The organism is Nitrosomonas sp. TNE100 (assembly GCF_055387135.1).
The window spans coordinates 1,426,962-1,453,233 of sequence record NZ_AP040997.1 but is presented as its reverse complement, the minus strand read 5'-3'; the positions used below and the strand labels follow the sequence as shown (position 1 = coordinate 1,453,233).

Sequence of the window (26,272 nt, the reverse complement as noted above, 5' to 3'; positions counted from 1 at the left end):
TTGGAATTTCTTGCGATCAGTCTCATGAGAAAAGTTATTGCGCGAAGTTGGTCAAGGTGTTTATGTGAATTTCCGGGGGTCTTATGCAAATAATATTTTTATTGCTGTTATTAATGGCAAGTTCTTATGGCTACGCGCAAAACTATACACAGAGTTTTGAGCCGTTACCCGTTTCGATTATTGATGAAACAAAAAATGTTGCTTTGATTGCGTTGGGCAAGAAGCTGTATCTTGACCCGCGACTTTCAATTGATGACACTATTTCCTGCAACTCCTGCCACCAACTGGATAATTTTGGTGTTGATAACCAGCCAACCTCACCGGGGCATGATGGTAGACGTGGTGGTAGAAATGCTCCGACCACGTTCAATGCTGCGTTGCAAATTGCTCAGTTCTGGGATGGACGTGCCAGGAATGTTGAAGAGCAAGCTCTTAGCCAGATTTTGAATCCAATTGAAATGGGGATGGCTAATGAGGAAGCTGTAATCAGCAAACTAAAAAAAATCGATGAATATCAAACCATGTTTGCCGAGGCTTTCAAGGATGAAAAAGATCCGATTCAGTATAAAAATATCGGCAAGGCAATTGGCGCTTTTGAACGCACGCTTATCACGCCTTCGCGTTTTGACGATTTTCTCAGGGGTGACGAGAATGCTTTAAATGCTGCCGAGAAACGAGGGTTGAAAAAATTTGTTTATATGAGGTGTTCCAATTGTCATCACGGTATTGCCATAGGTGGCAACTCGTATAAAAAGATTGGCTTGTTTGAACCATATGAAACCAGTGATCTTGGCAGGTACGAAGTTACTGGTCTGGAAGCGGACAAAGGAGTATTCAAGGTACCTGGCCTGAGAAATGTTGCTAAAACCGCTCCTTATTTCCATGATGGTTCTGTTGCCACACTGGATGAAGCTATTAAAAAAATGGCCAGATATCAGCTGGGTCGTGATGTTGACCCAAGTTTTATCAAAGATGTAAAAGCTTTTCTGGGTTCACTTACCAGCAAACAATAATATGGTCTGTACCTGACGGATATTGGGTGTGAATGAGTCAGACTTTGCAGAAAAAAGTTGTCTGTCTTGTAACAGCGGCGGCAGACAACGATTATTAAATGCTGTCTGCCGCCAGTTCTGTAGAAATTTCTGATTACCAGGCGTGTGCCGTGCGGAGATTAATGCCAGTTGTTATTTCCAGATTTTTCCGACTTTGGTGTGATAAAGCCTTCTTTCAACCTGAATCAAGAAATTGAAGGCGGCATCATGTTTTCAGTAATCAGGGAAGGATAGTACATTCAAACCTGACCCCCCGATAAGTCCAGGGGGGCTTGAGTTTACCTGATTAAGGAGCAGTTATGACATCGTCCAATATGGCTCTGTCTTGCTTATTCCACTCCACGTCAAGCAAGTTGGAAAAGCGAGCTATGATCTGTACTGCAAGCCCACCCTGGAACAGGGCAGCCCAAGCCAGAATCACGAAGCCCCAGTGCAGCGGTGCGCTGAAAAGTTCTTCCATGAACCAGAAGGCGTGTCCCCACTCGTTCAGGCCAACGTTAGGCAGACTCATCAACGGTCCTGCTACGGTCATGATCAGAGGGAATGACCACCCTTTGTTGTACAGCGGCAACCGGGTGTTGGCGTAAATAATCATTGATACTCCCATGATGATGTATACCGGGAATGAACCATAAAACAGAGGAATATGGCTAGGAGTAAAACTTGTATCCCTGATAATCACCTGGTGCCATGAAGCGTCCTGCTCGGTAAAGAAGCTTGATCCCCAGTAAACTGCAAATATATAGACCCCAAGCCACATGAGGAAATAGAAATACCGCTTTATTTCCTGCTTTGGAGTCAGATTGGCGAGCTGTTCCGCAGTATTGCGGGTTTTATATAACCATCCCCAAGTAAAAAGTGCTATGAGAGGCAGAACAGCCATTTGAACACGCCACAAGCCCATCCAGATCCGGTCAAATTCCGGTTCCATTGAATCCATGCCGTGAGAATAGGCGTATGTGCGCTGGAAATAAACCCACATCACAGCTACAGCTAAGATAGGTAGCAGCCCGAATTTATAGTATTTAGCATCAAACCACTCGGATTTATCATAAGTTGGTTTATCAGCAACCTGCTGTGCAGCTTTGTCTTTTAATATATTTGTAGCCATAATTACTACTCCTTTTCGCGAAAATTGGAGTTTCCGTGGAAGCTCCTGATAAAAGTCAGTTACCAGTCTGGTTTCAGAATGAAATCTGATTTAGGACAATTCCGGGTTGTCAAAAAAACTTCGGTCAATTTAATCAACCTCATACAACACCCGGATTTCAAAGCTTTCATGGCAAGCACCTCCTCTGTTTTAGTATAAAAACTACCTGTTTTCAGGTACTTATAAGAGCATATTTATAGGATAAAGTTCAATAACAAAACGCATGACATAGATCATATAAATTTTTTGTTTATTTTCAATATGTTTACATACGTCACTGTAAGTATAGCCGGTTACGGGATGAGAGGGAAGGGAGGAGAAATTGAAGCCTTGCCTTGCTTTGCTTTGCTTGGCCGCAGTAGCAGTATCGCGGCTCTAAAGTTTTTTGTGGCGGATGGAGCAGGCAGGCATGATAGAGGTTGTTACTCTGAGCGAATATATATGCTGGTTTTCAATGCTATCTTTTTTTCAGGTAGAACAGATATTCACCAGTAATTTCGGATGAAGACAGTAATTCGTTTCCTGTCTGATCGGCAAACACCTGAAAATCAATCATTGCGCCCGGGTCGGTGGCCATGATTTTGAGCACTTGCCCATGTGCCATTTCAGACAGAAATTTTTTTGTGCGGAGAATGGGTAGTGGACAAACGAGCCCACGCACATCCAACTCCTTGTCAAAGGATTCATTATCCAGATTCATATTGTTAATTATCTTGATCGGTAAATAAGTCAATTTTACCGGTTTGTAATGCTTGAGAATACCCAATCATGTGTTGTTGTTACATCGTTAATGGCTGTACATAACCAGTCAGCTCCATGTAACCTCGCCCGGCCGGTTTGCCATCACGTGTAAGCGTGATAGCACCTTCCCAGTAGACAGCGCGTGTAGAATCGCGCGAATCCAATTCCTGATCATCCATTAAAGGGGTAATCTGCCATTCGATCTTGCCTGTTCTGATACGGGTAGCAACCGGGTAGACAGCCTGCGTACGGGCAGAGCGCCAGGTACGAACCGGGTGAAAACTGACTTGCTCAGGCGTGAAAGATTGCACGCGACCAGAGGCATCACGCAATACAGCATGTGCCCAGATTTTACTGCCATCTTTCCCGCGTATCTGAAAAGCCATCAATGCAGAACCATTATCGAGGTTCGTGCTGACCCAATCCCAGCCTGCTGCATCCGGATCGAGATACTCACTCGACCATTCGCGATCAAGCCAGGCTGTTCCGGTGACAGACATATCCTTTCCCTGGCGATTGATTGTTCCGGTTGCCTGTAAATGCGGCTCGCTGTAGTAATAGCTGGCTTGTGCTGCTTTCGGCCCTTTGCGCGAGAAACCGTTTTCACCCTGCAACATTAAGGGTTGTGAAGGTGTAAATGATAATTTCATGGTGAAATCATCTGCCCTGATATCGGCTTGGTAGTGGCCATCCATTGTGCGCAGAAAGGTCCAGTCATCTAGCTTTACATCGGTATTGCCGGTTCGAGCGTATGCCAGATCGAATCCTGAACGGGCAATTTTTTGGTCGTGCTGTAGTTTGCCGATTGCAGGATCGGATAGCGCTGCATGCGCGATGATCAGTTGGTGGGGAGCAAAATGGCTGGGGTTATCTTTGTCAGTTTGGGTCGTTAAACGGAAGAAGGTAATCTGGAAGCCTAATGGATCACCTGTCGATGTTTCCAGCCAGCCGGTCACATACCACCATTCAATCCGAAAATTGGGGTGAGCGCCATGATCATCCGGGAACTTAAATATTTTACCGGGCACGACGGGAGCCAATACAGGTGGAGCCGAAAGCAGAGAGCTCTGAAAAATCAGCCCGCCTAATAATATCCATAAGTAACGCATTACCAATCCTCCCTAACTGCCCGGATGACATTGCCAGACGCTGCACGGCGGCTGGCCACCAGCGCTGTCAATGTGGCGGCCACCAGTACTGCCAATGCCATCAGTACCAGCCATGCCCAAGGCACGTACAGTTGCATGGTCCAGTGAAAAGATTGCGGGTTGACAATAAAGATAAGAATCAGGCTGATACCTGTGCCTAGCAAAAATCCGGTGATAATACCAAATCCAGCCAATAATCCGCCTTCCAGCGTCAACATGCGCTGAATCTGTCGTCTGCTGAGCCCGATATGGCGCAACATGCCAAATTCTCTGATCCGGGTCAGTGTTTGTGCTGAGAAACTGGCTGCTACGCCCATTAACCCTACACCAATTGCAACCAGCTCCAGCAGGTAGGTTACTGCAAAACTGCGGTCAAACTGCTTCAAGGCAACTGCACGCACCCGGCCGGTTTCCATGATTTCCAGCGTATCTCCAAACGGCAGCGCCTTTAGTGCTGACACCGCTGCGTGAATAGTTGCTCCAGGTTTTATCCATAGCGCTGCATCGCTGACATGATCATCTCCGGTCAGCTTGCGGTAATCGGATAATTCCATCTGGATCGCACCGAAGATACGTCCGTAATCCCGCCACACCCCGGCAACGATGAATAATTGCGAAGGGTCGGCAAAAGGCAGTGTGACCTGCTTGCCGGTTTTAAATCCATACAGATCAACCATTGCTTCCGATACCCAGATCGGTACCGTATCAGGGGGAATCTCCCCGGGTGATAGCGCGTTTTCTGTCAATGGGACTATCAATCCGGGGTCGTTGCGATCAATCGGGCGTGCCAGCAGCGTGATGTTAGGCCTGGTCGGATCCAGAGTAACCGGTATCGAACGGATAAAATCAATGCGTGCAATATCTGGCAGAGAAGTAATAGTCTGCTGTTCATCAGTTGTCAGGCCGCGCATATCCTGGTGAATGATGGGGTGCAGATAAAGATCAGCGGGCAATACTTGTGCAAGCCAGTTATCTACCGATACGCGGAAACTGGTTACCATAATTGCCATAGCCACCATCAAACTGAAGCTGACCAGTACACCACCCAGTGCAATGGCTGCTAGACCGGAAGCATTTGAAAGCCGGGTGACTGCCAGCATATACAAAATGTTTGATTTACTCGGATGGAGTGCGCGTAACAGGGTGGAGAAAAGTAATCCGCATAAATATGGCAATGCAGCCATACTGCCAATCAGCAACAGGACGATGGCCAGGTAGCCAAATACAGGCAGATCATACACTGGTGGCAATCCGGCAAAAATAATACCCGTCAGCAGGCAGACAGCAGCCAGCCGGGGTGCACGTAGTGCTGCCAGTACAGTGTATTCACTGCCAGACTTGAGTGCGGGCGCCGGATGTGTGTGAGCTGCTTCCCATGCAGGCAACAGGCTGCCCAGTACAGTAACGCCGGTTCCCAGTAAAAAATAGAGTAATGCCGCTAGGGGATCGGAATGCAACTGTGGTTCCAGTCCTGGAAAGAAACCGGCACCCAGATCTGCATCAAGATGATGGAGCGCCATCGCCGCCAGCAAATATCCCAGTGCCAGTCCCAGCAGCGATCCCATTACACCAAGTAATCCGCTCTCCAGCAGAAGCTGGCGCAAAAGTTGACGACGGGTCATGCCCAGCACACGCAATAGAGCAAGCTGTGATCGCCGCCGGATAGTGGAGAGAGCCTGGCCGGAGAAAATTAGAAACGCACCAGTAAACAGGGCCACCAGCGCCAGAATGTCCAGGTTGACGCGGTAAGCGCGTGACATATTGTGCGCGCGTGCATCGTCGTCCTGACTTTCAGTCAATAAATAGGAAGCTCCCAGCTCCTTACCCAGCGTTTCCCGAAATGCAGTGTGATTAACACCCTGCTGCAGTTTCAGCTCAATACGTGAAAGCTGGCCGATTTGGTCAAAGCGCCACTGTGCTGCACCGATATCCATGACGGCAATGCGCTGCCCAGCATGTGCTCGTGCCAGTCCACCGGCCACGCGCAACGTAATCTGCCTTGTTCCCATGCTTACTGTGATCGAATCTCCCTGTGTGACTGCAAGCCATTCCATTGCTGCGGGGGACAGAAAAACAGCATCATCGGCCAACATATCCATAGGTTTATCCTCTGCTGGTACGCCCAGCAGATCAGGTGTGATACCGATCGCACGAAACATATCCAGCCCCAGAATCTTGAGAGCCGGGTTATGCACAGTTTTTGCCTTGGCAGGGATGCCGACAGCGATCTCCAGCACCGGGCTGGCCCGCGCTACGCCCTCATGCTGACTGAGCATGGGGTAAAGTGTTTCATCGAACGTGGATCGGAGGGTGCGCACCGTCAGATCGGAGGTTCCGGAAAGACTGCGGGTGGCGGCGGAGAATTCACTGACAGCTGCTGTATTGATCAGATGAATGGTGAATCCCAGCGCCACCCCGAACATAATCGCCAGCACAGCCACGATGGATTGCAGACGGTGTGAGCGCCATTCACTCTGTAACAGCCAGCGAGTGAGTAGTGGCTGGCTCATTCTCGGTTTTCCAGAGAAATCGGAGCCAGACCATGCCTGTCCAGTATCAGGATTCTGTCTGCTGTTTCAGCCGCCAGGCGCGAATGCGTAACAATAATGGCAGAAGCCTGGTTCGCCTTGATCTCGGAACGAATCAATTGCAGGATTTCCCGGGAAGTATCCTGATCGAGATTACCGGTGGGTTCATCCGCCAGAATCAGACGCGGGCGGTGTACCAGTGCGCGGGCAATTGCTACCCGTTGCAGTTCCCCTCCCGATAGCTGATGAGGAAAATCCTGCTCCCTTCCCTGCAAGCCTACTGCTGCCAGCATAGTCAGTGCATGATCAAGCGGCAGATGATTGAGTAGCAGCGGCAGCGAGACATTTTGCTGCAGTGTCAGATGAGGCAACACATGAAATGCCTGGAAGATGAATCCCAGATACTTACGCCGCAGGATTGTTGCCGCTTCATCATCCACCGGCAAGTTCTTGCCATCAATTTTGATTTCACCGCCATCGGGGCTATCCAGTCCGGCAATCAGGTTCAATAAAGTCGATTTTCCCACCCCAGAGTCACCCATGATGGCGACATATTCTCCAGCGGCAAGGCTGTAGGATAAACCGGACAATACCTGCCGATCCAAGTAGGATTTGCTGATATCACTTAATTCCAGAACGGGTGTATGGCTCATAGTGGATATTGTATAGTTAATAGCATGATTAAAGCATACGAGGATTTTACCGAGATGGACATCCAAATTAAAAGAGCTTATGAATCGGCTGACCCTGCGGACGGTTACCGTATTCTGGTGGATCGACTCTGGCCACGTGGACTAACCAAAGAGCAGGTGGCGTGTGACTTGTGGTTGAAAGAGATTGCACCTACCACAAATTTACGCAAGTGGTTCAATCATGACCACGCAAAATGGGCGGAATTTGAGCAGCGCTATCGTGACGAATTGTCTGTTAATCCCGGCGTAAAAACGTTGCTGGATAAGGCTGTTGAAGGAAAATTGACACTACTTTACGGGGCACACGACACAGAGTGTAACCAGGCAGTGGTATTAAGGAATTATCTGCTGACACAACAGTGACAATTGCTTATTTAGTGTTCAGTCCCAGATAATTATATAGATAAAACTCGTTATCCACTGTTCATGGCTGGCTTGCTGTATAAGCAACTTGCCGGGATGTTGAGTCACTTTTTAGTAACACTCTTCATCCTGAATGCCTGAATGGAAAGATTAAGTTTCAGTACTGCGATAAGCTGTCACCTGAATCTCTATTTTCATGCGTGGATCTGATAAAGCTGCGGTTAGCATCATGGCGGATGGCCTGACATCTCCCAAATATTTACGCATCACTGGCCAGCATTTCTCAAAATCTTCTGTTTTAGGAAATACATAAGTAACCCGTACCACGTCTTTCATGCTCGATTCTGCTTGATTGAGTGCGCTTTCAATATTTTTGAAACACTGCTCTGCCTGTTCCAGTAAATCATCGGAAATAATCATTTTGCTGTAATCGAAACCTGTTGTACCGGATACCAGTACCCAATTATCTACGACAACCGCACGCGAATAACCAATTTCCTTTTCAAATGTCGAACCTGAGCTAATAAGTTTACGTATCATGACCATGCTATCCTTTTATTAGTTGAAGAGCTTATACACAGTACTATACTGTTATTACTGATTATTAATCGCAGCAGATGTTATTCCTGGTTGGAAAAAGTTGACGGAGAGAGTTAGCGTTTGCTCGGCCAGCATAAACCGGATGTATTACCCGATTTTTAACGCATCACCAATTATTTGTAAGTGATGGTTCCAGTACGTAATTTGCTCCATGTATTTTTCCGTCAATCTTGAGGCTGTTAGCCTTCTGGATTCCGGATTGATATGAATTAGGTGACTGTATTATTGATTAATAGAATTATATTTCTTGTGCCAGAGTAACCCTGCAATAATTCCGAATGCCGCAAATATGAGTAATGACCAATCCGGCAGCGTCAATGATAGAAACTGCCAGGCACCATCATTGCAGTCACCATTGGCTTCAAACATATTCGGCCACCATTGTGCGAGAGGCAATCCATTCAAAAAAGCTTCTTCTGGGCTGATACCGCATTCGAATGCTTCAGGAAAACGTATTAACCAGGCTTGTCGGCCGGCAACAATAGCACCTGCCAGTGAAAATGAAATGATTAATCCACAGTAGATATGTCGTCCCAGTGATTGTGGGTTATGTATGAATGTAAATAAAGCAGTGATCCCGATCAGCCAGTAAGCAATGCGCTGGAAGATGCATAACGGGCAGGGTAGCAATCCATCCATCAGTTGCAGATAAAGCGCATAACCAATTAATCCGGCACAGGCCAAGAAAATCAGTAGAAAGATTATTCTCATAACTTTATCTTAAAGTTTATGACTGTTTTTTGCTTGATTCATTTGATGGTTTCTCTCTGCGCATGCTGCCGGCAACCAGTCTGTATTCGAGCAAACGACATTCCAGTGCGCCATTAAAAAGTGGAGTTCGGCGTGAAGGTGTAAGTCGAATAGATTTTGCCAGCAGGGGATCAGCAGTTAGCAGAAAAGCCTGCCAGCCGCTGAATCGTTGTTTCAGTACATTTCCCAATTGGGGATAAAATTCGGCCAATGTCTGGTGATCTCCAACGCGTACGCCGTACGGTGGATTACTGATCAACATGCCGGTTTCAGCTGGAGGAGAAATTTCCAAAACGTTCGCCTGCTTCAGCGCGACGCACTCGGCTAATCCTGCTGTTGCCAGATTGTTACGTGCATTAACCAGTGCATTGCCATACAGATCACTGCCATAAATGGATTGGAATATACGTTCACGTTGGCGGTTTGCAGCTGTTTGTTTAAGTTTTTTCCAGGAGTTGGCATCAAACAGTTTGAGATTCTCGAATGCAAATTGTCGCCTGGCGCCGGGTGCAATCTGGCAGGCAATTTGTGCTGCTTCCAGTAACAGAGTCCCGCTACCGCACATTGGGTCAAGCAGTGGAATGCCAGGATGCCAGCCAGCCAATGCCAGGATGCCGGCAGCCAGGTTTTCACGCAAAGGAGCATCCCCCTGGGTTTGGCGCAGACCGCGTTTGAATAGTGCTTCGCCTGAAGTATCCAGGTAAAGGGTAAATTGCCGTGCATCAAGGAATCCATGAATACGTATATCGGGTGTGGTGGTGTCGATGTCTGGACGCTTGCCACGGATAGTGCGGAATTTGTCGCAGATTGCATCCTTGATTCGGAGTGTAAGGAAATCAAGACTGCGCAGCGGGCATTTAATTGCGGCCAGATTGACCTTTATTGTCAATCGCGGCTCAAACCAGTCGGGCCAGGACAAGCGATGTGTGATGTCGTAAATGTCGGCTTCACTGCGGTACTGATTTCTGGCCACTTGCCACAAAATGCGGCTGGCGATGCGACTTTCAAGATTGGCACGGTAACAGGTTAGCCAACTTCCACGAAAAGCTACTCCTCCGGGTGAAATCTCAATAGAGGTCGCTTCAAGACATTCAAGTTCTGCCGCTAGAACCGCTTCCAGCCCGCGTGGACAGGGCGCGAAGAAATGTTCTGTCATTTTATTTTCTGCTATTTTGCAATCTTGTAGTGGTTGGTAGTAGAAATCCGGAATGTGATTTCACCCCCGTTTGTTTCTCCAGACAGCATAGGCAAACAGAAGCCAGGCACTCATGTAAGACATTCCACCCAGTGGAGCGGCCATGCTCAATCCTTTCCACCCGGTGAGGCTGATAACATACAATGTGCCGGAGAACAACAGAATCCCCACCATCATTAAAATGCCGGAAAATTTTAATGCGCGCGCTTGCGGGAATCGATCTAGCGCCAGTCCAACCAGTATCAGCCCGATTGCATGGTAGAAGTGATATTGTACGCCGATCTGAAAATTGGTAAGCATGTCGGGTGTCAGTATAGATTTGAGGCCATGTGCTCCCATGGCCCCCAGTGCCACACACAGAAATGCATTCAATGCCCCCAACGCAAGAAAGATTCTGGACATTATTGGTTAAACTCCTGGTTAAAGTGAAGCGTGATAAGAATGAGGATAAGAAAGTTGATCTGAGTCATTTGTTTGTTTCAGTGATATTTGCCTTGGCCGATCCCTTGGCAAAGACTATCTGTACGTTATCGCCAGTGTGAATCTGCTGACTGTCTTGCAGAATTTCCCCCCCGGCAGTATAGGTGATACTGTAACCACGTTCCAGCACTGCTTTCGGGTCGAGATGAGCGAGATGCTGTTGCTGTCGGATAAGTTGAACCTGCAAGCTTTCCAGTCGGTACACCATCGCTCGTTGCAGCCGCGCAGCCAGTTCTTGCTGATATCTTTTCCCCGTATTGATATCGGGTTTGGTGAATTGTATACGTCGCCTGAATGCTTCGATTCGCCATTTGCAAACTTCCAGTTGTCTGCTCCATGCATGTAGTAAACGGTTGTGTAATTGCGACAAATGGATTAACTGGTAGCGGATTCTCTCTCCAGGGTGAATCAGACGGTGAGTAAGCAAATCGGTCGTTTGCATGCGACGTTCAATATTTCGTTCTATTGCCTGCTGCAATCGATGCTGCCAGTACTGCAGGCGATGCAGAATATCTTGTCTGTCCGGGGCTGCTAACTGAGCGGCACCGGTAGGTGTCGGTGCGCGCATATCTGCTACAAAATCAGCAATGGTGAAATCGGTTTCATGGCCGATACCGGTTACAATTGGAATTGGGCAGGCAGCAATCGCTCGCGCAACGATTTCTTCATTGAACGCCCATAAATCTTCTATTGAACCTCCTCCACGACACAGGATCAGCACATCGCATTCACTTCGCTGTGTGGCGATTTGTAGCGCAGTCACAATTGCTGAGGCAGCTTCTTTACCTTGTACCGGTGCGGGATAAATAACGACAGGTAGCGAGGGTAAACGCCGTTGCAGTGTCGTGAGTACATCTCTCAGCGCAGCAGTATTGGTTGAAGTGATGATTCCGATTTGTTGAGGGTAAGGAGGAATCAGTTGCTTGTATTCGGGATTGAACAGCCCCTCTTGCTGAAGTCTGGTTTTGAGCCGCTCAAACGTTTCAAACAAAACACCTAATCCAGCGCGGCGAAGCTGCTCAATTGTCAGTTGAAACTCTCCACGTGCTTCATAGAGCGTAATCAGTGCCTGAGCTTCCACTTGAGCACCATCCTGCGGCATCCAATCCAGGTACATATTTTTATGGCGGAACATGACACATCGTACCTGAGCATTGTCATCCTTGAGCGAAAAGTACCAGTGTCCCGACGGATAACGTTTCAGATTGGAAATTTCTCCACTTACCCATAACAATGGAAAAGTCTGTTCGAGTATTACACGCACATGCCGGTTTAATTCACTGACCCGCCACACTATTTTCTTTGGCTCAGGAAAAAGGTTGTTATCAATCATGCTGGTTTATAATCATCCACAATGACATTTGGTTATTACATTATGAATAGAAAAGTTTGTACGATAACAATGGTTTAAAATAAACATTTGTTTTTAAAAATTTTATTTGGCCTAAAAATTAGGCAGTTCAAAAAATTCCATGTCTGCAATGGTACTTATCCAACTTGTCCATGATTTATTCACACAGTTATCCACAGGAATTGTGTATAACCTTTCAGTAAAAATTGCTGGTTGAGCAAAGCATACTGGTGTTGCAAAATATAATGCGGTGATTTCACTATAAATAAGGGGATTAATTCGTGTTTTCAATTATTCAGGCAGCAGGATGGCCGATATGGCCGATAATACTGGCTTCTGTCATAGCGGTGGGTATTATCGGTGAACGTTTGTGGAGTCTGCGTCTGTCAAAAGTTTCCCCGAGAGATTTATTGCCGAGAGTGTTGCAGGAATATCGTCACTCTGGTGTGCATGCTGATACGCTCACTCGTTTACAGTCACATTCTCCACTCGGACAGGTGCTGGTAGCAGGATTGAAAAACATCGATAGTCCGCGAGAAATCATGAAGGATTCGATCGAAGAGGCCGGGCGAGTAGCGGCCCATGAGCTGGAGCGCTACCTTACGACACTAGGAACAATTGCTTCCCTAAGTCCGTTAATGGGGCTGTTCGGTACATTGATCGGTATGATCGAGATTTTTGGATCAGGCACACCATCTGGTAGTAATCCAGTACAACTGGCCCATGGAATTTCAGTCGCTCTGTATAATTCCGCGTTTGGCATTTTAGTTGCGATTCCGAGCATTATTTTTTATCGTCATTTTCGAGCCAAAGTGGATGAGCTGGTCCTGGAAATGGAATTGCAGGCCTTGAAACTGGTTGAAATAGTGCTTGGCGAAAGACGCGTCTAGAAGTCTGCAGGCTGTGCGCCACGGAATTATAAATAACTGTCCCTGGTTTTTTCACCTGGTTCACTCGGTTACTCAAATCTGACGAGCTCCTGGTTACTGTCTCATTCCGAATAATGATATAGATAAAACCAGTTATCCTCTTTTCAGGAAAGCATCTTGAATTCTTACGAGAAAAATAACAGCCCTATAATTAGGGACAGAAAGAGCTTTATAGCTGAAATTAAGCCGAGTTACTTGCGATATATTTTTCTGTACGTTGTGTTTTTCTGCGTAAGTTGCAGCTCGGTGCCAAGAGAAGAAAATCAGGCGGGTGTGTATGATCCGTATGAGTCACTGAACCGTAAATCCTACCGCTTTACCGATGAGCTTGATCGCAGATTGATTGAGCCAGCTGCCAATGTATATATCGAATATGTACCGGAAGCAATACAGCACCCTGTCAGTAATTTTTACCGGAATCTTTCCTACCCAAGTGTAGTTTTGAACAGTTTTTTACAAGGGAAAATACGTCAGGGGGTTTCAGATACGATGCGTTTTGTCATCAATTCCACTATCGGTGTTGGAGGACTTTCCGATATGGCCGGACACATGGGATTTGAGGAGCATAATGAAGATTTTGGGCAGACATTGGCAGTGTGGGGAATGGGTAGTGGACCCTATCTCTTCATTCCCGCTTATGGCCCAAGTAATTCCCGGGATATGGTCGATCTGCCGGTTAGTGTGTTTACGGACGGGCTGTTTTATCTAGCTTATGCGCTGGGCGGTCCGGTGGCTATACCTTTGGCCATTTTGCGTATCGTTGACAAGAGAGCCAGTCTCTCAGGACCTATGAAAATACGCGACGAATCGGCTCTGGATCCTTATTTGTTTGTTCGTGAAGGTTATATGCAGCAACGTGAATATCAGATATACGATGGGAATCCCCCCGCCAGTCATTATGATGATCTGTTAATTGACGACCCTGATCTGATGATTGAATCCACAAAAACAAATCCCCCGCCTTGATTAGGGGTGTCATAATTCTGTCATATCATTTTCTCAAGAAATACAATTCTATAATAAGTGATTGGACTATCTCCTGGAAGATCGCTGTACAATCATTTCATGCAGATTTACCAAATGAGGGCTTTGCATTTTATGTCTATTTCACAGGCGTTTTTCAGAACCTTGATACAAAAATCTTCTCTGTCGGATAGCTCGCTGGTTTCAGAAAACTTTCCGGCGGATGATGTGGCTGGGAATGAGGCAAACGAGATTTCTGCGGTTACACTGGATGAAGCTATCACCCGCGCATACACAGCTTTACTGGCACAGCAGCGAGAAGATGGCCACTGGTGCTTTCCACTGGAAGCAGATTGCACAATTCCGGCTGAATATATCCTGATGATGCATTTCATGGATGAAGTGGACACTGTACTGGAGCGCAAAATTGCAAATTTCTTGCGTACCCGGCAGGTAACCGATGGGCATGGTGGCTGGCCACTATACTATGGTGGTGATTTTGATATGAGTTGCAGTGTCAAGACCTATTACGCTTTGAAGCTGGCTGGAGACTCGCTGGAAGCAGCGCATATGGTTCATGCCCGTAACGCCATACTGGAACGGGGGGGGGCGGCGCGCTCGAATGTATTTACCCGTTTGTTGCTTGCTATGTATCGGCAGATTCCATGGCGTGGAGTACCATTTGTTCCAGCTGAGATCATGCTGTTGCCGCGCTGGTTTCCTTTTCACCTGAGCAAAGTGGCGTACTGGTCGCGTACGGTGATGGTGCCGCTTTCTATTCTATGTACGCTGAAAGCCAAGGCAATCAATCCTCGCAATGTGCATGTACAAGAACTGTTTGTTGTTGATCCGGAGAAGGAAAAAAACTACTTCCCGGTACGTACTTCTCTTAATCGCCTGTTGCTGTATGTGGAGCGGTTGGCTTCAAAGCTGGAACCATTTATTCCTTCATTCATCCGTCGCCGGGCTGTGAAAAAGGCTGAACAATGGGTAATCGAACGTCTTAATGGTAACGATGGTCTGGGGGCAATTTTTCCGGCGATGGTTAATGCCTATGAGGCATTAACATTGCTGGGTCACGACCGTGATCACCCGCTACTTCAGCAATGTCGCCAATCTTTACGTGAGCTGCTGGTGGATGAGGGAGAAGAGATTACCTGGTGTCAGCCTTGTGTATCTCCCGTGTGGGATACTGTGCTGGCCACCTTGGCGCTGCAGGAGGATAAACAGGCTGATAGCGAGCCGATTCGTCGTGCACTTGACTGGATTGTGCCTCTACAGATACTCGATGAACCCGGTGACTGGCGCGATAGCCGGCCTAATCTGTTAGGAGGAGGCTGGGCGTTCCAGTACGCTAATCCGCATTATCCGGATCTGGATGATACAGCTGCTGTAGCGTGGGCATTAATTCAGACTGGAGCGGAAGATTACCGTGTCAGTATTAACCGGGCAGCAGACTGGCTAGCGGGTATGCAATCGAGTAATGGGGGCTTTGCTGCATTTGATATAGACAATGCGTATTACTACCTGAATGAAATTCCATTCGCAGATCATGGCGCATTATTGGACCCGCCCACAAGCGATGTATCAGCACGTTGTGTAGGCCTGCTTGCCTTGAATGGCGAGGCGAGACATCAGGAAGCCGTGAAGCGCGGTCTGGATTTTTTGTTCAATGAACAGGAATCATTCGGGGCATGGTTTGGACGCTGGGGCAGTAACTACATTTATGGCACCTGGTCCGTACTGGAAGCATTTAGGCTGGCGCGTGTGGATAAAGGCCATCAGGCAGTGCAGCGTGCTATTCAATGGCTGGAATCGGTGCAGCGCGCCGACGGCGGATGGGGAGAAACCAATGATTCATATCTTGATCCACAATTGGCTGGACAACTGGAAGCCAGTACTTCCTTCCAGACCGCATGGGCTGTGCTCGGACTGATGGCTGCTGGAGAGGTGGAAAATACAGCAGTGAGAAAAGGAATTGATTATTTGCTGCGTACCCAGATTGCTACCGGGTTATGGGAAGAACCATGGTTCACCGCACCCGGTTTCCCAAGGGTTTTCTACCTGAAATATCACGGTTACTCCAAATATTTTCCATTGTGGGCACTGAATCGATATCGTACACTAAGTAGCAAATCTGCCGTATGAATAGTCGTGTTGGCATCATTGTTGCCTTGCGAGCAGAAGCCAGATGTATCACACAGCGCCGTTTGACTTTTGATCGAGCAGTAGCACTGGATGAAAATCTGACGATCAGAATATGTGGTATGGGTGGCGCAGCTGCTCGCCGCGCAGCAGCCGATTTATGTAATCAGGCGGGAGTTGCCGGACTGATCAGTTTTGGTGTGGCAGGTGCACTGGATGATGGCCTGCAACCTGGCCATCTGGTTTTACCGGAATCGGTGCTGGCGGACAAGAATTATCCAACAGATGGCATGTGGCGTACTAGCGTCCAGCATTGCCTGCCGGATCACATTAATGTGACCTGTGATCCATTGGCAACCAGCGATGAAGTGCTGACCACGGAAGCTGCCAAACGTATGTTTGCATTGCAAAGCGGCGGGTGTGCAGTTGATATGGAAAGTGGTGCTATCGCTGCAGTTGCAGCGGAAAAAGGGATTTCATTTTTGGTGATACGGGCTATTTCAGATCCGGTACAGTTTTCTCCGCCTGCTGCACTGATGGATGCGCTGCAGCCGGACGGCAGCGTCAAGCCAATTCCTTTGCTGACCTTATTGCTAAAGCGCTCACTCAACCTGAATGAATTGTTGCATCTTGTACCCGGTATGCAGGCAGCCTGCAGGACCTTGAAACAGGTTGCCCAGTCTGCCCGGCATGAACTGGGTCGGCAAGGGCAAGCTACCAGCAATAAGCAGCGCTTCAACTAAAGCAGATGCCGTAAATCTCCCCGCATGAAGCCGCAAGAGGTCGTATCAATGTTGATAGCCTTATTTAGAATCATGACTTTGAACAATTCTCCCATTTCAGCCGGGCTGATCAGGCATTGTGCCTGGCTGACTAGCGGCAGGTAAATCCCTGGTTGGTCTGCTGGTGTGTGCGCCAGTAAATCAGTAATTCCACAGTTAATCAGGAAATGTGCCTGCGTGGTATAGCCAGCTAACTGTAATCCGGAATCCAGTGCGATCCGGGAAATGGCGCTGAAATCGACATGGCTGGTAATATCCTGTAACCCCGGCAGAAAAAGCGGGTCATCATGAGCATGATGCCGATAATGGCACATTAGCGTGCCCTGATGACGTTGCGGGTGGTAGTACTCACTTTGACCAAATCCATAATCAACCAACAAAATAGCCCCTTGCTGCAATATGCTTGCAAGGGAGTGGATAAAATGCCGGTTGGCAAGGCTGATTTCACTGATATAAGGATGGGGGAAGGAAGGCTGATCAGATGGAGGAAGTTGTCGGGCAACATTGAGTAGTTCGCCTTCTGTCAGAGGTTGATCTTGCCATGCCAACTCGTAATCCTTCCAGATCACGCCCCGTTCTGCAATGTTGCCATTTTTCCAGACAACTAGGTGGACAGGCATGGCATCAAGCACTTCGTTAGCGAATATCAACCCCTTGAACTGATCGGGCAGAGCGGTAAGCCACTGTACCCGCGCAGCCAGATGTGGAATTCTCTGCTTGATGATTGCTTGCTGTCGTTGCTGCAAGTCTGCACTGAGATCAAGGATGTTGTAGTATTCCGGTAGACTTTCCAGTGCCTCAAGCGCAAGCAGAAGATCTACAGCCAATTTCCCTGAGCCTGCACCAAATTCCAGGATTGAACCATGATTTACTGATCTTAGTACTTGTGCGACTTGTCGCGCTAGTGTTTGTCCAAATAACGGAGAAATTTCAGGCGATGTGACAAAATCACCTGCTGCTCCAAATTTAGCTGCACCGCCACTGTAATATCCCGCTTCAGGCGTATACAAAACAATATCCATGTAATCCGCAAATGAAATCCAGCCACCGGAAAGGGAGATCCGATCACGAAGTATGGTTTTCAGAATGTCGCTGTATTTTTGTTCGGAAGAATTCGGCAGGGGTAGAGTCACGGTGTTTTCAGCAGTAAAAAAGTTTATAGTAGATTGTAGTGCTGAAGTGTAGCGTAAACAGAAGGAGTGTTCGTGAAAGATAAAATAATTCTGGTGACGGGAGGGGCGCGGCGGGTGGGGGCTGCTATCTGTAGACGATTACATCGCGAGGGTGCCAAGCTTGTAGTTCATTATCGCAATTCATCAGCTGACGCACAACGGTTGAAACAGGAGCTTGAACAGGAGCGCCCGGATTCGGTTGCATTACTGCAGGGTGATTTACTGGATATCGACGGAATTCCAACATTGATTGATCGGACTGTTTCACAATTTGGCGGGTTGGATACTCTGGTTAACAATGCCTCCAGCTTCTTTCCAACTCCTGTTGGGGAATGTACTGAACAGGACTGGGATGATTTGATTGGCAGTAATCTGAAAGCTCCACTTTTTTTATCCCAGGCAGCGGCTCCCCATTTAAAAAAAAATCAGGGGAATATCGTCAATATTGTTGATATTCATGCTGACCAACCCCTCAAACGTTATGTTATTTACAATACTGCCAAAGGTGGGCTGGCAGCATTAACTCGTTCACTGGCCATGGAGCTTGCACCGCAAATCCGTGTCAACGGTATTTCACCCGGGCCAATTCTATGGCCGGAAGCGGGTGAATGGCAGGATGAGGTAACACGCGCACATATTATTAATAGAACGCTACTTAAACGCATGGGGGAGCCGGATGATATCGCACGAACTGTCAGTTTTCTGATTGAAAATGCTCCTTTTATTACCGGGCAAATTATTGCCGTCGATGGCGGACGCAGCATTAACCTTTGATATCGTGCTAATTTATATATTAGCCTCTCATTCGTGCTCGCCGGGATGCTGGATAGTTTGTGAAATGATCCGGTCGCAATATGCTATTGCGAGCGCGGAGAGCAGAAATGCAAGGTGGATAGCAGTCTGCGCAATCAATGTTTTTTCATCATAAGCAGTAGCGTTGATAAATGTCTTTAGCAGGTGAATCGATGAAATGCCGATAATAGCAGTTGCCAGTTTGACCTTTAATACTGAAGCGTTGACGTGTGACAACCATTCCGGCTGATCCGGATGACCTTCAAGATTCATGCGTGAAACAAAGGTTTCATATCCGCCGATAATCACCATGATGAGTAAATTCGAAATCATTACCACATCAATCAAGCCGAGTACTACCAGCATAATGGCTGTTTCGGTCAGATCCTTCTCGGTTCTTTCTACTCCTTTGACTGCCACCATATCAAGGACATGCTGTAAAGCATTCTGGTTAGAAAATACAGCGCCAATCAGATCTGATAGCTCAATCCAAAAGTGATATACATAGACACACTGTGCCAGTACCAGCCCCAAATATAAAGGTAGCTGTAACCAGCGGGACAGAAATAGGAAGTAAGCGATAGAGGATATTCGTTTTGAAGGAGGGGGGGTATCATGATCCTGTTGCATGGTGATCTATTTCCTGAAAAGCGCAAAAGATTACCATGACAACAGGAAAATGCGAAGATTGTTATTTTAAAGTTATCAAAGTAAAAAAACTGCGACGTTAAGTATATTCATCACCGTAGTTCTGGAATTGCTGTTGCCTACCAGAGGGCACAGTAGCTCGGGCTTATTACTTTCGCTTGTCGCGCTCTATCAGTGCGTATGCAGAGTGATTATGTATGGATTCAAAGTTTTCTGATTCAACAACATAGGCATCTATCCGGTCATCATGATTAAGTATTTCGGCGACATCACGGACGATATCTTCGACAAATTTCGGATTGTTATAGGCCTTTTCTGTGACATATTTTTCATCCGGCCGTTTCAGCAGACCGAACAGTTCGCATGAGGCCTGTTCTTCCGCAATTCTGATAACGTCCTCAATCCAGACGAAGCTGTTAGTGTGTACAGAAATGGTGACGTGTGAACGCTGGTTATGCGCACCGTAATCGGATATTTTCTTGGAGCAGGGGCACAGGCTGGTAACAGGAACGATCACCTTCATGGTAAACCCATATTGATCGCCATGTTTAATTTCGCCGATAAAGGTTACCTCATAATCCAGCAAGCTTTTTACACCTGAGATAGGGGCTGATTTATTGACGAAGTAGGGAAAAGTCATTTCAATATGGCCGGAATCTGATTCCAGCCTGCTGACCATGGAGCGCAAAATTTCTTCAAATGATTCAACCGAAATTTCACGTTCGTGGCTATTTAGTATCTCCACAAAACGGGACATATGCGTCCCTTTGAAATTATGTGGCAGATTGACGTACATATTAAATTGCGCCACGGTATGCTGGGAACCACCATCCTTATCGGCGACCAGAACCGGGTGACGAATCGCTTTGATTCCGACTCTGTCAATTGCGATATGTCTGGTATCCGGTGAGCCCTGCACATCAGCGATAGGTTGATCAGTATGTTTTTTCATAAAAAATTCCTTCCTGTCCAGATTATCTGGCTGTGAAGCTGTATAAAAATATTGGAGCAACCGGTAAGGAATAGAGCTCGCCAACTTTGCTGCTGATTTGTTACATATGCGAACGCTATAGAGAAAGTCTTTCTTTTACTGATTTAATAATCCCGGTTTTATCCAATCCGCAGTCAGATAACATTTGAGCAGGATCACCCTGATCAAGGAAGTTGTCTGACAAACCTAATTGCAGTAATCTGATATTCACGCCCTGACTGGCTAGGCATTCCAGTACAGCACTGCCTGCCCCTCCCATAATTGTATTTTCTTCAACAGTCACCAGTAATTCGTGTTCGGCCGCAAGTGTCATAACCAGTTCCTGATCCAGTGGCTTTACAAAACGCATATTGACGACCGTGGCATCCAATTCATCTCCAGCTTCAAGACAGGGGGACAGCATACTACCAAACGCAAGTAATGCAATGCGTGTGCCCTGGCGGCGAATCTCACCCTTACCCAGTGGAACAATCTGCATTTCCTGCTTTATTTGCACGCCGGGTCCTGTACCACGCGGATACCGGACGGCAGTAGGGGTATCGAGCTGGAAAGCAGTATAGAGCATTTGACGACACTCATTCTCATCAGCAGGCATCATCACTGTGATATTGGGAATACAACGCAGATAACTCAAATCAAAACTTCCGGCATGTGTCGGACCGTCTGCACCGACAAGCCCGGCTCGGTCAATAGCGAAAACAACGGGTAAATTCTGAATAGCCACATCATGAATCAGCTGATCATAGGCACGCTGCAGAAAAGTTGAGTAAATCGCCACAACTGGTTTCAATCCTTCACAGGCTGCACCGGCAGCGAATGTCACGGCATGTTGTTCAGCAATTCCTACATCAAAATAGCGATCCGGGTATTCTTTTGAAAAACGGATAAGTCCAGAGCCTTCTCTCATAGCGGGCGTTATGCCGATTAGCCGCGAATCTTTGGCCGCCATATCACATAACCAGTCACCAAATATTTGGGTATAAGCTGGCCTGGTAGATGGTTTCGGTATAACTCCCTTCCCCGGTTCGAATTTTCCAACCCCGTGATACAAAACAGGATCTTCTTCTGCCGGTTTGTAGCCTTTGCCCTTGCGCGTCACAATGTGCAGGAATTGCGGCCCATCAAGCTGCTTGATGTTATTTAGCGTAGTAAGCAGGATATCCAGATCGTGGCCATCAATTGGGCCAATATAGTTGAAACCGAATTCCTCAAATAACGTGCCCGGAGTTACCATACCTTTAACATGTTCCTCGGCACGTTTCGCCAGCTCCAATACCGGAGGAACTACGCCCAGCATTCTTTCTCCTGCACGTCTTGCAGTGGCATAAAAACGGCCTGACATCAGTTTGGCCAGATAGTGATTGAGTGCTCCCACAGGGGGGGAAATAGACATGTCATTGTCATTCAGGATAACCAGCAAGTCCGCATCCATTACACCGGCATTGTTCAGCGCCTCAAAAGCCATTCCCGCACTCATTGCGCCATCACCAATAATTGCAATTGCGTGCTGTTTTATTTTATTGATTCGTGCTGCGACAGCCATACCTAGTGCGGCACTAATAGATGTACTGGAATGTGCTGTGCCGAAAGCGTCATATTCACTCTCATCTCTTCTGGGGAATCCTGCAATACCTCCCTGCATGCGCAGATGAGCCATTCCCGTTCGTCGACCTGTAAGTATTTTATGTGCATAGGTTTGATGTCCGACATCCCATACCAGTCGATCAAAGGGTGTATCAAATATATAGTGCAGCGCAATGGTCAGTTCGATCGTCCCGAGATTGGAAGACAAATGTCCACCGGTCTTCGCTACCGATTCGATCAGAAAGCTTCGCAGTTCATCTGCTAATTGTGGCAATTGGCTGCGTTTCAGGTTACGTAATTGTGCGGGTATCTCAATGCGATCGAGTAATGGATACATGCGAATTGTAGCTAAGAGTGGGTAACGTAAAGATTGGTAAAGATTGGATTGGTAGCGTAAAACTAAAACTCACGCTGTACAATGAAATCAGTGATTTGCTGCAAACGCAGGGCTTCAGGACCAAATTTGTCCAGCACCCCGCTGGCTTCCCGCTGAAGCTCGTGCGCCAGTTCTCGGGCTTGTTTGATACCCAGTATACTAACATAGGTAGGTTTGTTGTTTTCTGCATCCTTCCCTGCGGTTTTGCCTAGCGCAGCAGTGGAGGCTTCTGCATCGAGAATATCATCTACTACCTGAAATGCCAGACCGATACACTTGGCAAAATGGTCCAACTGTTTAAATTGGTCTTCATTCAGTCTGCTACCGCAACGGGCTCCAAGTATTACTGCAGCCCGGATCAGTGCACCAGTTTTGTGAATGTGCATGAATTCGAGTTCCGGAAGGCTGAGTGTTTTGCCAACACTATCCAAGTCAATTGCCTGTCCTCCAGCCATACCTCGGGATCCGGCAGCGAATGCAAGATGCCGAATCATTTCCAGCTGTGTACGTGGATCTTCAGTTAAAGCAGATTCAGCTAATAACTGAAAAGCCAGACTTTGCAGGCTATCTCCCACCAGCAAGGCGGTAGGTTCGCCATATCTGATATGGCAGGTTGGTTTGCCGCGCCGGAGTATGTCATTATCCATACAGGGAAGATCATCATGCACCAGGGAGTAGGCATGGATCAATTCCACTGCCGCGCTGGCAGCAATGACTTGTGTTTTATCAGCTCCACTAAGTTCCCCGGCGGCAAAGGATAGTAGTGGCCGTACTCGCTTACCCCCATTTAGTACCGCGTAACGCATTGCTTCATGCAAGCGTGCAGGGGCACAATTCGTGGCAGGAAGATTCTGCTCCAAGAAAGATTCAATTAAAGCAAGGCGCTCAGTTGTCCACAGCTGGAAATCAGGGTGCATCGTGCTCGGTAGTAGAAAAATTTTTCAATATGTCTGCTTCAAGTATTTTTATCTGTTGCTGCGAGTCTTTCAGCATATTCTGGCAGTATTGTAACAATTCCACTCCGCGTTTGTACGCAGAAAGCGCATCTTCCAAAGACATTTGCCCGGCTTCCATATTTGCCACAATCTGTTCCAGTTCAGTAGTAGCTGTTTCGAAATTTTCCGGGGGGGAAAGTAATGCTGATTCCTCTTTGCTTAGTGATTTTTTTTTCATTCGGATAGAAGGTTTTTCTGGGGTACAAACATTGACTCTCGACATATAAAAAGGTCAATTCAATGAAATAACCGGATTTAGCACCGTTTTTTAACAAATCTTTTTAATCCGGCAAATGGTATTATTAATCCCATAACTGACTACGAGAAAAGTTGACCAGAACGACATAAAAGTCTAACATACCGCGCTTGTAGTGATTGCTTCATATTCCCCGATAGCTCAGTCGGTAGAGCGACGGACTGTTAATCCGCAGGTCCCTGGTTCGAGCCCAGGTCGGGGAGCCATTTTAATCAAATGGTTGTATGTGTTCTTCTTTTTGTGGTATTTTCACAAACTGCTATTTTGTCGGGGCAGTTTCATCACCCTTCCTGTCTCCAATCATATATCTTTGTCATGATAACGCTTGCATGGCCGAGCTGCTTTATGTCCTGCCTTTATCACCTGATGATTCTGCCTCGTAGTGCCAGTGCTAGCTAGCTGATTCAAAATTTTTTCATTCATTTAGGGTGTTAGTTCAGATTATTTTAATTGCCATTATATTTACCCAGAGCTTCTAGGCGTGTGCTTCAGTAAGTGCAAGTTAGTCAAGCAAGCCTGCGACAAATACCTCGTCATTTTCTTTTCTTCAGGCAAGTCAAGGGTGTATTAAATACAGCAACTAATAATCAGAAGTGGTGAAATTACAGGTATTTATCTGTTTGTGGCCTGAATTTTTCCTGGCTATCTGTCAGTCTCTAGTTGATCACGTCTTCCGGGCGTATTGGCAAACATTTAGATTCGGGGTGTGTACTCGAAGAAATTTTTGAGAAACAGCATGAGAGTTATTGGGAGTAAGCAGAATAATCTTGCAAATATCATCAAACAGGCATAACTTATAAATAATAAGTGGCTAGATCGGAAGAAATTACAAGTCTGATGTAAATCTGAGTTTGATAAAAAACAGCAGAAAAGATATTAAATGTTTGGTGAGCCAAGGCTCCTTGATCGTAAACTACCGGCGAGTCGTCCTGTAAGGATACACAAACGTTATCGACTCTATAAGTCGTATCGATGTATTTGAGGTTTTGAGAGGAATAAAGTGGTTGCGGGGGCAGGATTTGAACCTACGACCTTCGGGTTATGAGCCCGACGAGCTGCCAGACTGCTCCACCCCGCGACTGAGCCCACAACTTTAAAGTATAAATTGATTTTAGTCAAATAATAATTTCTTGAGACTAAACAATTAATCAATGTTAATCTTGGCGTTTGTCGATTATTCCCATGTGAGGCTCAGGTTGTCCGTGCTGTCGTTCCTTCAGATAACGTTTTAGTGGATCATGAATTACACGAAAAGCGATATCGTCCCAAGGAATTTCCTGTTCTCCAAAAAGCCTGACTTCCAGACTCTCAATTCCCGGGGAAAAATCAAGATCCAGTAATTTTGCCTGGAATAAAAGATAAACCTGACTGATATGCGGCAGACTGTAAATTGCATAGAGTTCGCGAATTTCTACTCGGGCATTGGCTTCTTCGAAAGTCTCCCGCGTTGCACCCTGAGCCAGAGTTTCATTATTTTCCATGAATCCTGCGGGCAATGTCCACTTGCCTCGATGAGGTGCAATTGCTCGTTTACATAACAGAATCTTATTTTCCCATTCTGGAATACACCCAACAATTACTTTTGGGTTCTGATAATGGATGGCGTGACAGTTTGAACAGATGTAGCGTGGCAATGTGTCACCTTCCGGAATACGTAAAACTACTTTACTGCCACACTCGCTACAGAATTTCATGTCTGGAAAGATGTGATTAACGTGTTACTCTGAATTTAAATTCGGCAAGCCATTTGCCTGATTGATCCGTGGCTGTAACACGCCACGAACCCAATCTGTTCTGATTAAGTACCTTGCTGGAATAAGTGCGCCAGTCATTATTGCTAACCGGAAGCATAACCTTGGCGACACGTTTATCACGATAGTACCAATTGATAAATATTTTTCCACCTTTGAATTTATTAAAATGTAAAAAGAGGAAGATTGGTCGGCTTGACTTTCCCGCGAGTGAAATCCGGTTGATGTCATCAACCGGAGCTCTTTGTCGGATATTTGAAGTCAGTTGTGCTTTAACCAGACCAACAGGATAATTGATTTTTTGTGCACCACTTTCTGAGGATTGAAAAGCAGTGGCACCAGGCTTGGTTCCTGGTTTGATTGGTGGATCCGATGTGGCTGCAGAAATTGAATCAAATATCGGACTGGGTATATCTTCGATATGCTCAGGTTCGGTATGTATACCAGCGAGTTCATCGGCTCCTGGATTGCTCCCGGATGACTGGCTGGACGAAAGCTCGGTTATGGCTGAAACGGATTGTGCTGCCGGAACAGGGGGAATATCGGGATTGGCTGGAAGTACTGCTGATGAGGATATTTTGGCTGGATTTATCCCGGATTCTTTATCGCCAGATATCCAGTCTGAAGCCAGCCAGAAAAGCACTGCCAATACAAGCAACAGTACCAGCGATGCACCAATAATTCTGGGCCAGTTATATACATACACAAGGGGAGGGGCTGGTAATACAGGTTCTTTCGCCAGTTTCAGCAAGTCTTGCTCAGCTGCAGAGTGATCAATTGGCTGATCTAGCCGGATACGAATTTTTAACTGGGTATTGGACATAACGATCGGGTATTG

The 26,272-nt window shown here is 46.8% G+C and carries 25 protein-coding genes and 2 tRNA genes; 8 read left to right on the top strand and 19 right to left on the bottom strand.

The features are described 5' to 3' along the window. Nucleotides 1-83 precede the first annotated feature (83 nt). On the top strand, nt 84-1,013 hold the full coding sequence (locus tag ACZ5EJ_RS06905; RefSeq protein ID WP_011634572.1) for a cytochrome-c peroxidase: 930 nt from the start codon (nt 84-86) through the stop codon (nt 1,011-1,013). 325 nt (nt 1,014-1,338) lie between these two features. Here the strand turns inward: ACZ5EJ_RS06905 and ACZ5EJ_RS06900 are convergent, their stop codons facing one another. The 5 genes from ACZ5EJ_RS06900 to ACZ5EJ_RS06880 form a co-directional block, all read right to left on the bottom strand. Next, nucleotides 1,339-2,163 (bottom strand): methane monooxygenase/ammonia monooxygenase subunit C, encoded by an 825-nt coding sequence (locus tag ACZ5EJ_RS06900; protein ID WP_011634571.1) that lies wholly within the window; start codon nt 2,161-2,163, stop codon nt 1,339-1,341. A 496-nt stretch (nt 2,164-2,659) separates the two neighbouring features. After that, nucleotides 2,660-2,902, bottom strand: coding sequence for a sulfurtransferase TusA family protein (locus tag ACZ5EJ_RS06895; protein WP_011634570.1), 243 nt, complete (start codon nt 2,900-2,902; stop codon nt 2,660-2,662). 79 nt (nt 2,903-2,981) lie between these two features. After that, nucleotides 2,982-4,052, bottom strand: a complete 1,071-nt coding sequence (locus ACZ5EJ_RS06890) for a lipocalin-like domain-containing protein (protein ID WP_011634569.1) — start codon at nt 4,050-4,052, stop codon at nt 2,982-2,984. Beyond that, on the bottom strand, nt 4,052-6,601 hold the full coding sequence (locus ACZ5EJ_RS06885; protein WP_074455314.1) for an FtsX-like permease family protein: 2,550 nt from the start codon (nt 6,599-6,601) through the stop codon (nt 4,052-4,054). The genes ACZ5EJ_RS06890 and ACZ5EJ_RS06885 overlap by 1 nt, the downstream gene beginning before the upstream one ends. Then, entirely contained in the window at nt 6,598-7,272 is a 675-nt protein-coding gene (locus tag ACZ5EJ_RS06880; protein ID WP_011634567.1) for an ABC transporter ATP-binding protein, read from the bottom strand. The genes ACZ5EJ_RS06885 and ACZ5EJ_RS06880 overlap by 4 nt, the downstream gene beginning before the upstream one ends. Nucleotides 7,273-7,326: 54 nt before the next feature. On the opposite strand from ACZ5EJ_RS06880, the gene ACZ5EJ_RS06875 reads away from it, so the two are divergent. Beyond that, on the top strand, nt 7,327-7,674 hold the full coding sequence (locus ACZ5EJ_RS06875) for a DUF488 domain-containing protein (protein WP_011634566.1): 348 nt from the start codon (nt 7,327-7,329) through the stop codon (nt 7,672-7,674). A gap of 150 nt (nt 7,675-7,824) precedes the next feature. On the opposite strand, the gene ACZ5EJ_RS06870 is transcribed toward ACZ5EJ_RS06875, so the two are convergent. The 5 genes from ACZ5EJ_RS06870 to xseA form a co-directional block, all read right to left on the bottom strand. Then, on the bottom strand, nt 7,825-8,214 hold the full coding sequence (locus tag ACZ5EJ_RS06870) for a RidA family protein (protein WP_074455349.1): 390 nt from the start codon (nt 8,212-8,214) through the stop codon (nt 7,825-7,827). A 282-nt stretch (nt 8,215-8,496) separates the two neighbouring features. After that, on the bottom strand, nt 8,497-8,985 hold the full coding sequence (locus tag ACZ5EJ_RS06865; protein ID WP_074455315.1) for a disulfide bond formation protein B: 489 nt from the start codon (nt 8,983-8,985) through the stop codon (nt 8,497-8,499). Between the two features lie 16 nt (nt 8,986-9,001). Next, on the bottom strand, nt 9,002-10,180 hold the full coding sequence (locus ACZ5EJ_RS06860; protein ID WP_074455316.1) for a THUMP domain-containing class I SAM-dependent RNA methyltransferase: 1,179 nt from the start codon (nt 10,178-10,180) through the stop codon (nt 9,002-9,004). Nucleotides 10,181-10,240: 60 nt separating this feature from the next. Continuing rightward, a complete protein-coding gene (locus ACZ5EJ_RS06855; protein WP_074455317.1) occupies nt 10,241-10,621 on the bottom strand; it encodes a DUF423 domain-containing protein in 381 nt (126 codons plus the stop codon). 64 nt (nt 10,622-10,685) lie between these two features. Next, on the bottom strand, nt 10,686-12,032 hold the full coding sequence (gene xseA / locus ACZ5EJ_RS06850) for an exodeoxyribonuclease VII large subunit (RefSeq protein ID WP_074455318.1): 1,347 nt from the start codon (nt 12,030-12,032) through the stop codon (nt 10,686-10,688). A 299-nt stretch (nt 12,033-12,331) separates the two neighbouring features. On the opposite strand from xseA, the gene ACZ5EJ_RS06845 reads away from it, so the two are divergent. The 4 genes from ACZ5EJ_RS06845 to ACZ5EJ_RS06830 all read left to right on the top strand — a co-directional run bounded on the left by ACZ5EJ_RS06845 (nt 12,332) and on the right by ACZ5EJ_RS06830 (nt 16,830). Further along, nucleotides 12,332-12,940, top strand: a complete 609-nt coding sequence (locus ACZ5EJ_RS06845) for a MotA/TolQ/ExbB proton channel family protein (protein ID WP_074455319.1) — start codon at nt 12,332-12,334, stop codon at nt 12,938-12,940. Between the two features lie 285 nt (nt 12,941-13,225). Continuing rightward, nucleotides 13,226-13,945, top strand: a complete 720-nt coding sequence (locus tag ACZ5EJ_RS06840) for an MlaA family lipoprotein (protein WP_242500154.1) — start codon at nt 13,226-13,228, stop codon at nt 13,943-13,945. Between the two features lie 132 nt (nt 13,946-14,077). Continuing rightward, complete coding sequence (gene shc, locus ACZ5EJ_RS06835) at nt 14,078-16,090, top strand: squalene--hopene cyclase (RefSeq protein ID WP_074455350.1); 2,013 nt, start codon at nt 14,078-14,080, stop codon at nt 16,088-16,090. Continuing rightward, entirely contained in the window at nt 16,087-16,830 is a 744-nt protein-coding gene (locus ACZ5EJ_RS06830) for a phosphorylase family protein (protein WP_074455321.1), read from the top strand. Before shc ends, ACZ5EJ_RS06830 begins: the two co-directional genes overlap by 4 nt. Here ACZ5EJ_RS06830 and ACZ5EJ_RS06825 read toward each other — a convergent pair. Further along, a complete protein-coding gene (locus tag ACZ5EJ_RS06825) occupies nt 16,827-18,002 on the bottom strand; it encodes a class I SAM-dependent methyltransferase (RefSeq protein ID WP_011634556.1) in 1,176 nt (391 codons plus the stop codon). The genes ACZ5EJ_RS06830 and ACZ5EJ_RS06825 overlap by 4 nt on opposite strands. 72 nt (nt 18,003-18,074) lie before the next feature. Between ACZ5EJ_RS06825 and ACZ5EJ_RS06820 the strand changes: the two genes are divergently transcribed. Next, nucleotides 18,075-18,815: a pteridine reductase gene (locus ACZ5EJ_RS06820; protein WP_074455322.1), complete on the top strand. Its 741-nt coding sequence runs from the start codon at nt 18,075-18,077 to the stop codon at nt 18,813-18,815. Nucleotides 18,816-18,842: 27 nt separating this feature from the next. Here the strand turns inward: ACZ5EJ_RS06820 and ACZ5EJ_RS06815 are convergent, their stop codons facing one another. The 5 genes from ACZ5EJ_RS06815 to ACZ5EJ_RS06795 all read right to left on the bottom strand — a co-directional run bounded on the left by ACZ5EJ_RS06815 (nt 18,843) and on the right by ACZ5EJ_RS06795 (nt 23,605). After that, nucleotides 18,843-19,463, bottom strand: a complete 621-nt coding sequence (locus ACZ5EJ_RS06815) for a YqhA family protein (protein WP_011634554.1) — start codon at nt 19,461-19,463, stop codon at nt 18,843-18,845. A gap of 166 nt (nt 19,464-19,629) precedes the next feature. Further along, nucleotides 19,630-20,433 (bottom strand): GTP cyclohydrolase FolE2, encoded by an 804-nt coding sequence (gene folE2 / locus ACZ5EJ_RS06810; RefSeq protein ID WP_011634553.1) that lies wholly within the window; start codon nt 20,431-20,433, stop codon nt 19,630-19,632. 115 nt (nt 20,434-20,548) lie between these two features. After that, nucleotides 20,549-22,393, bottom strand: a complete 1,845-nt coding sequence (gene dxs, locus ACZ5EJ_RS06805; RefSeq protein ID WP_011634552.1) for a 1-deoxy-D-xylulose-5-phosphate synthase — start codon at nt 22,391-22,393, stop codon at nt 20,549-20,551. A 62-nt stretch (nt 22,394-22,455) separates the two neighbouring features. Next, nucleotides 22,456-23,349, bottom strand: a complete 894-nt coding sequence (locus tag ACZ5EJ_RS06800) for a polyprenyl synthetase family protein (protein ID WP_011634551.1) — start codon at nt 23,347-23,349, stop codon at nt 22,456-22,458. Further along, nucleotides 23,339-23,605: an exodeoxyribonuclease VII small subunit gene (locus ACZ5EJ_RS06795; RefSeq protein WP_041353511.1), complete on the bottom strand. Its 267-nt coding sequence runs from the start codon at nt 23,603-23,605 to the stop codon at nt 23,339-23,341. Before ACZ5EJ_RS06795 ends, ACZ5EJ_RS06800 begins: the two co-directional genes overlap by 11 nt. Before the next feature lie 208 nt (nt 23,606-23,813). On the opposite strand from ACZ5EJ_RS06795, the gene ACZ5EJ_RS06790 reads away from it, so the two are divergent. Continuing rightward, nucleotides 23,814-23,889, top strand: a tRNA-Asn gene (locus ACZ5EJ_RS06790). 795 nt (nt 23,890-24,684) lie between these two features. Here ACZ5EJ_RS06790 and ACZ5EJ_RS06785 read toward each other — a convergent pair. The 3 genes from ACZ5EJ_RS06785 to ACZ5EJ_RS06775 all read right to left on the bottom strand — a co-directional run bounded on the left by ACZ5EJ_RS06785 (nt 24,685) and on the right by ACZ5EJ_RS06775 (nt 26,257). After that, nucleotides 24,685-24,761: transfer RNA gene (locus tag ACZ5EJ_RS06785), tRNA-Met, on the bottom strand. A gap of 76 nt (nt 24,762-24,837) precedes the next feature. Then, on the bottom strand, nt 24,838-25,377 hold the full coding sequence (locus tag ACZ5EJ_RS06780; protein WP_011634500.1) for an NUDIX hydrolase: 540 nt from the start codon (nt 25,375-25,377) through the stop codon (nt 24,838-24,840). A gap of 16 nt (nt 25,378-25,393) precedes the next feature. Further along, a complete protein-coding gene (locus ACZ5EJ_RS06775) occupies nt 25,394-26,257 on the bottom strand; it encodes a DUF2914 domain-containing protein (protein ID WP_011634499.1) in 864 nt (287 codons plus the stop codon). Nucleotides 26,258-26,272 lie beyond the last annotated feature (15 nt).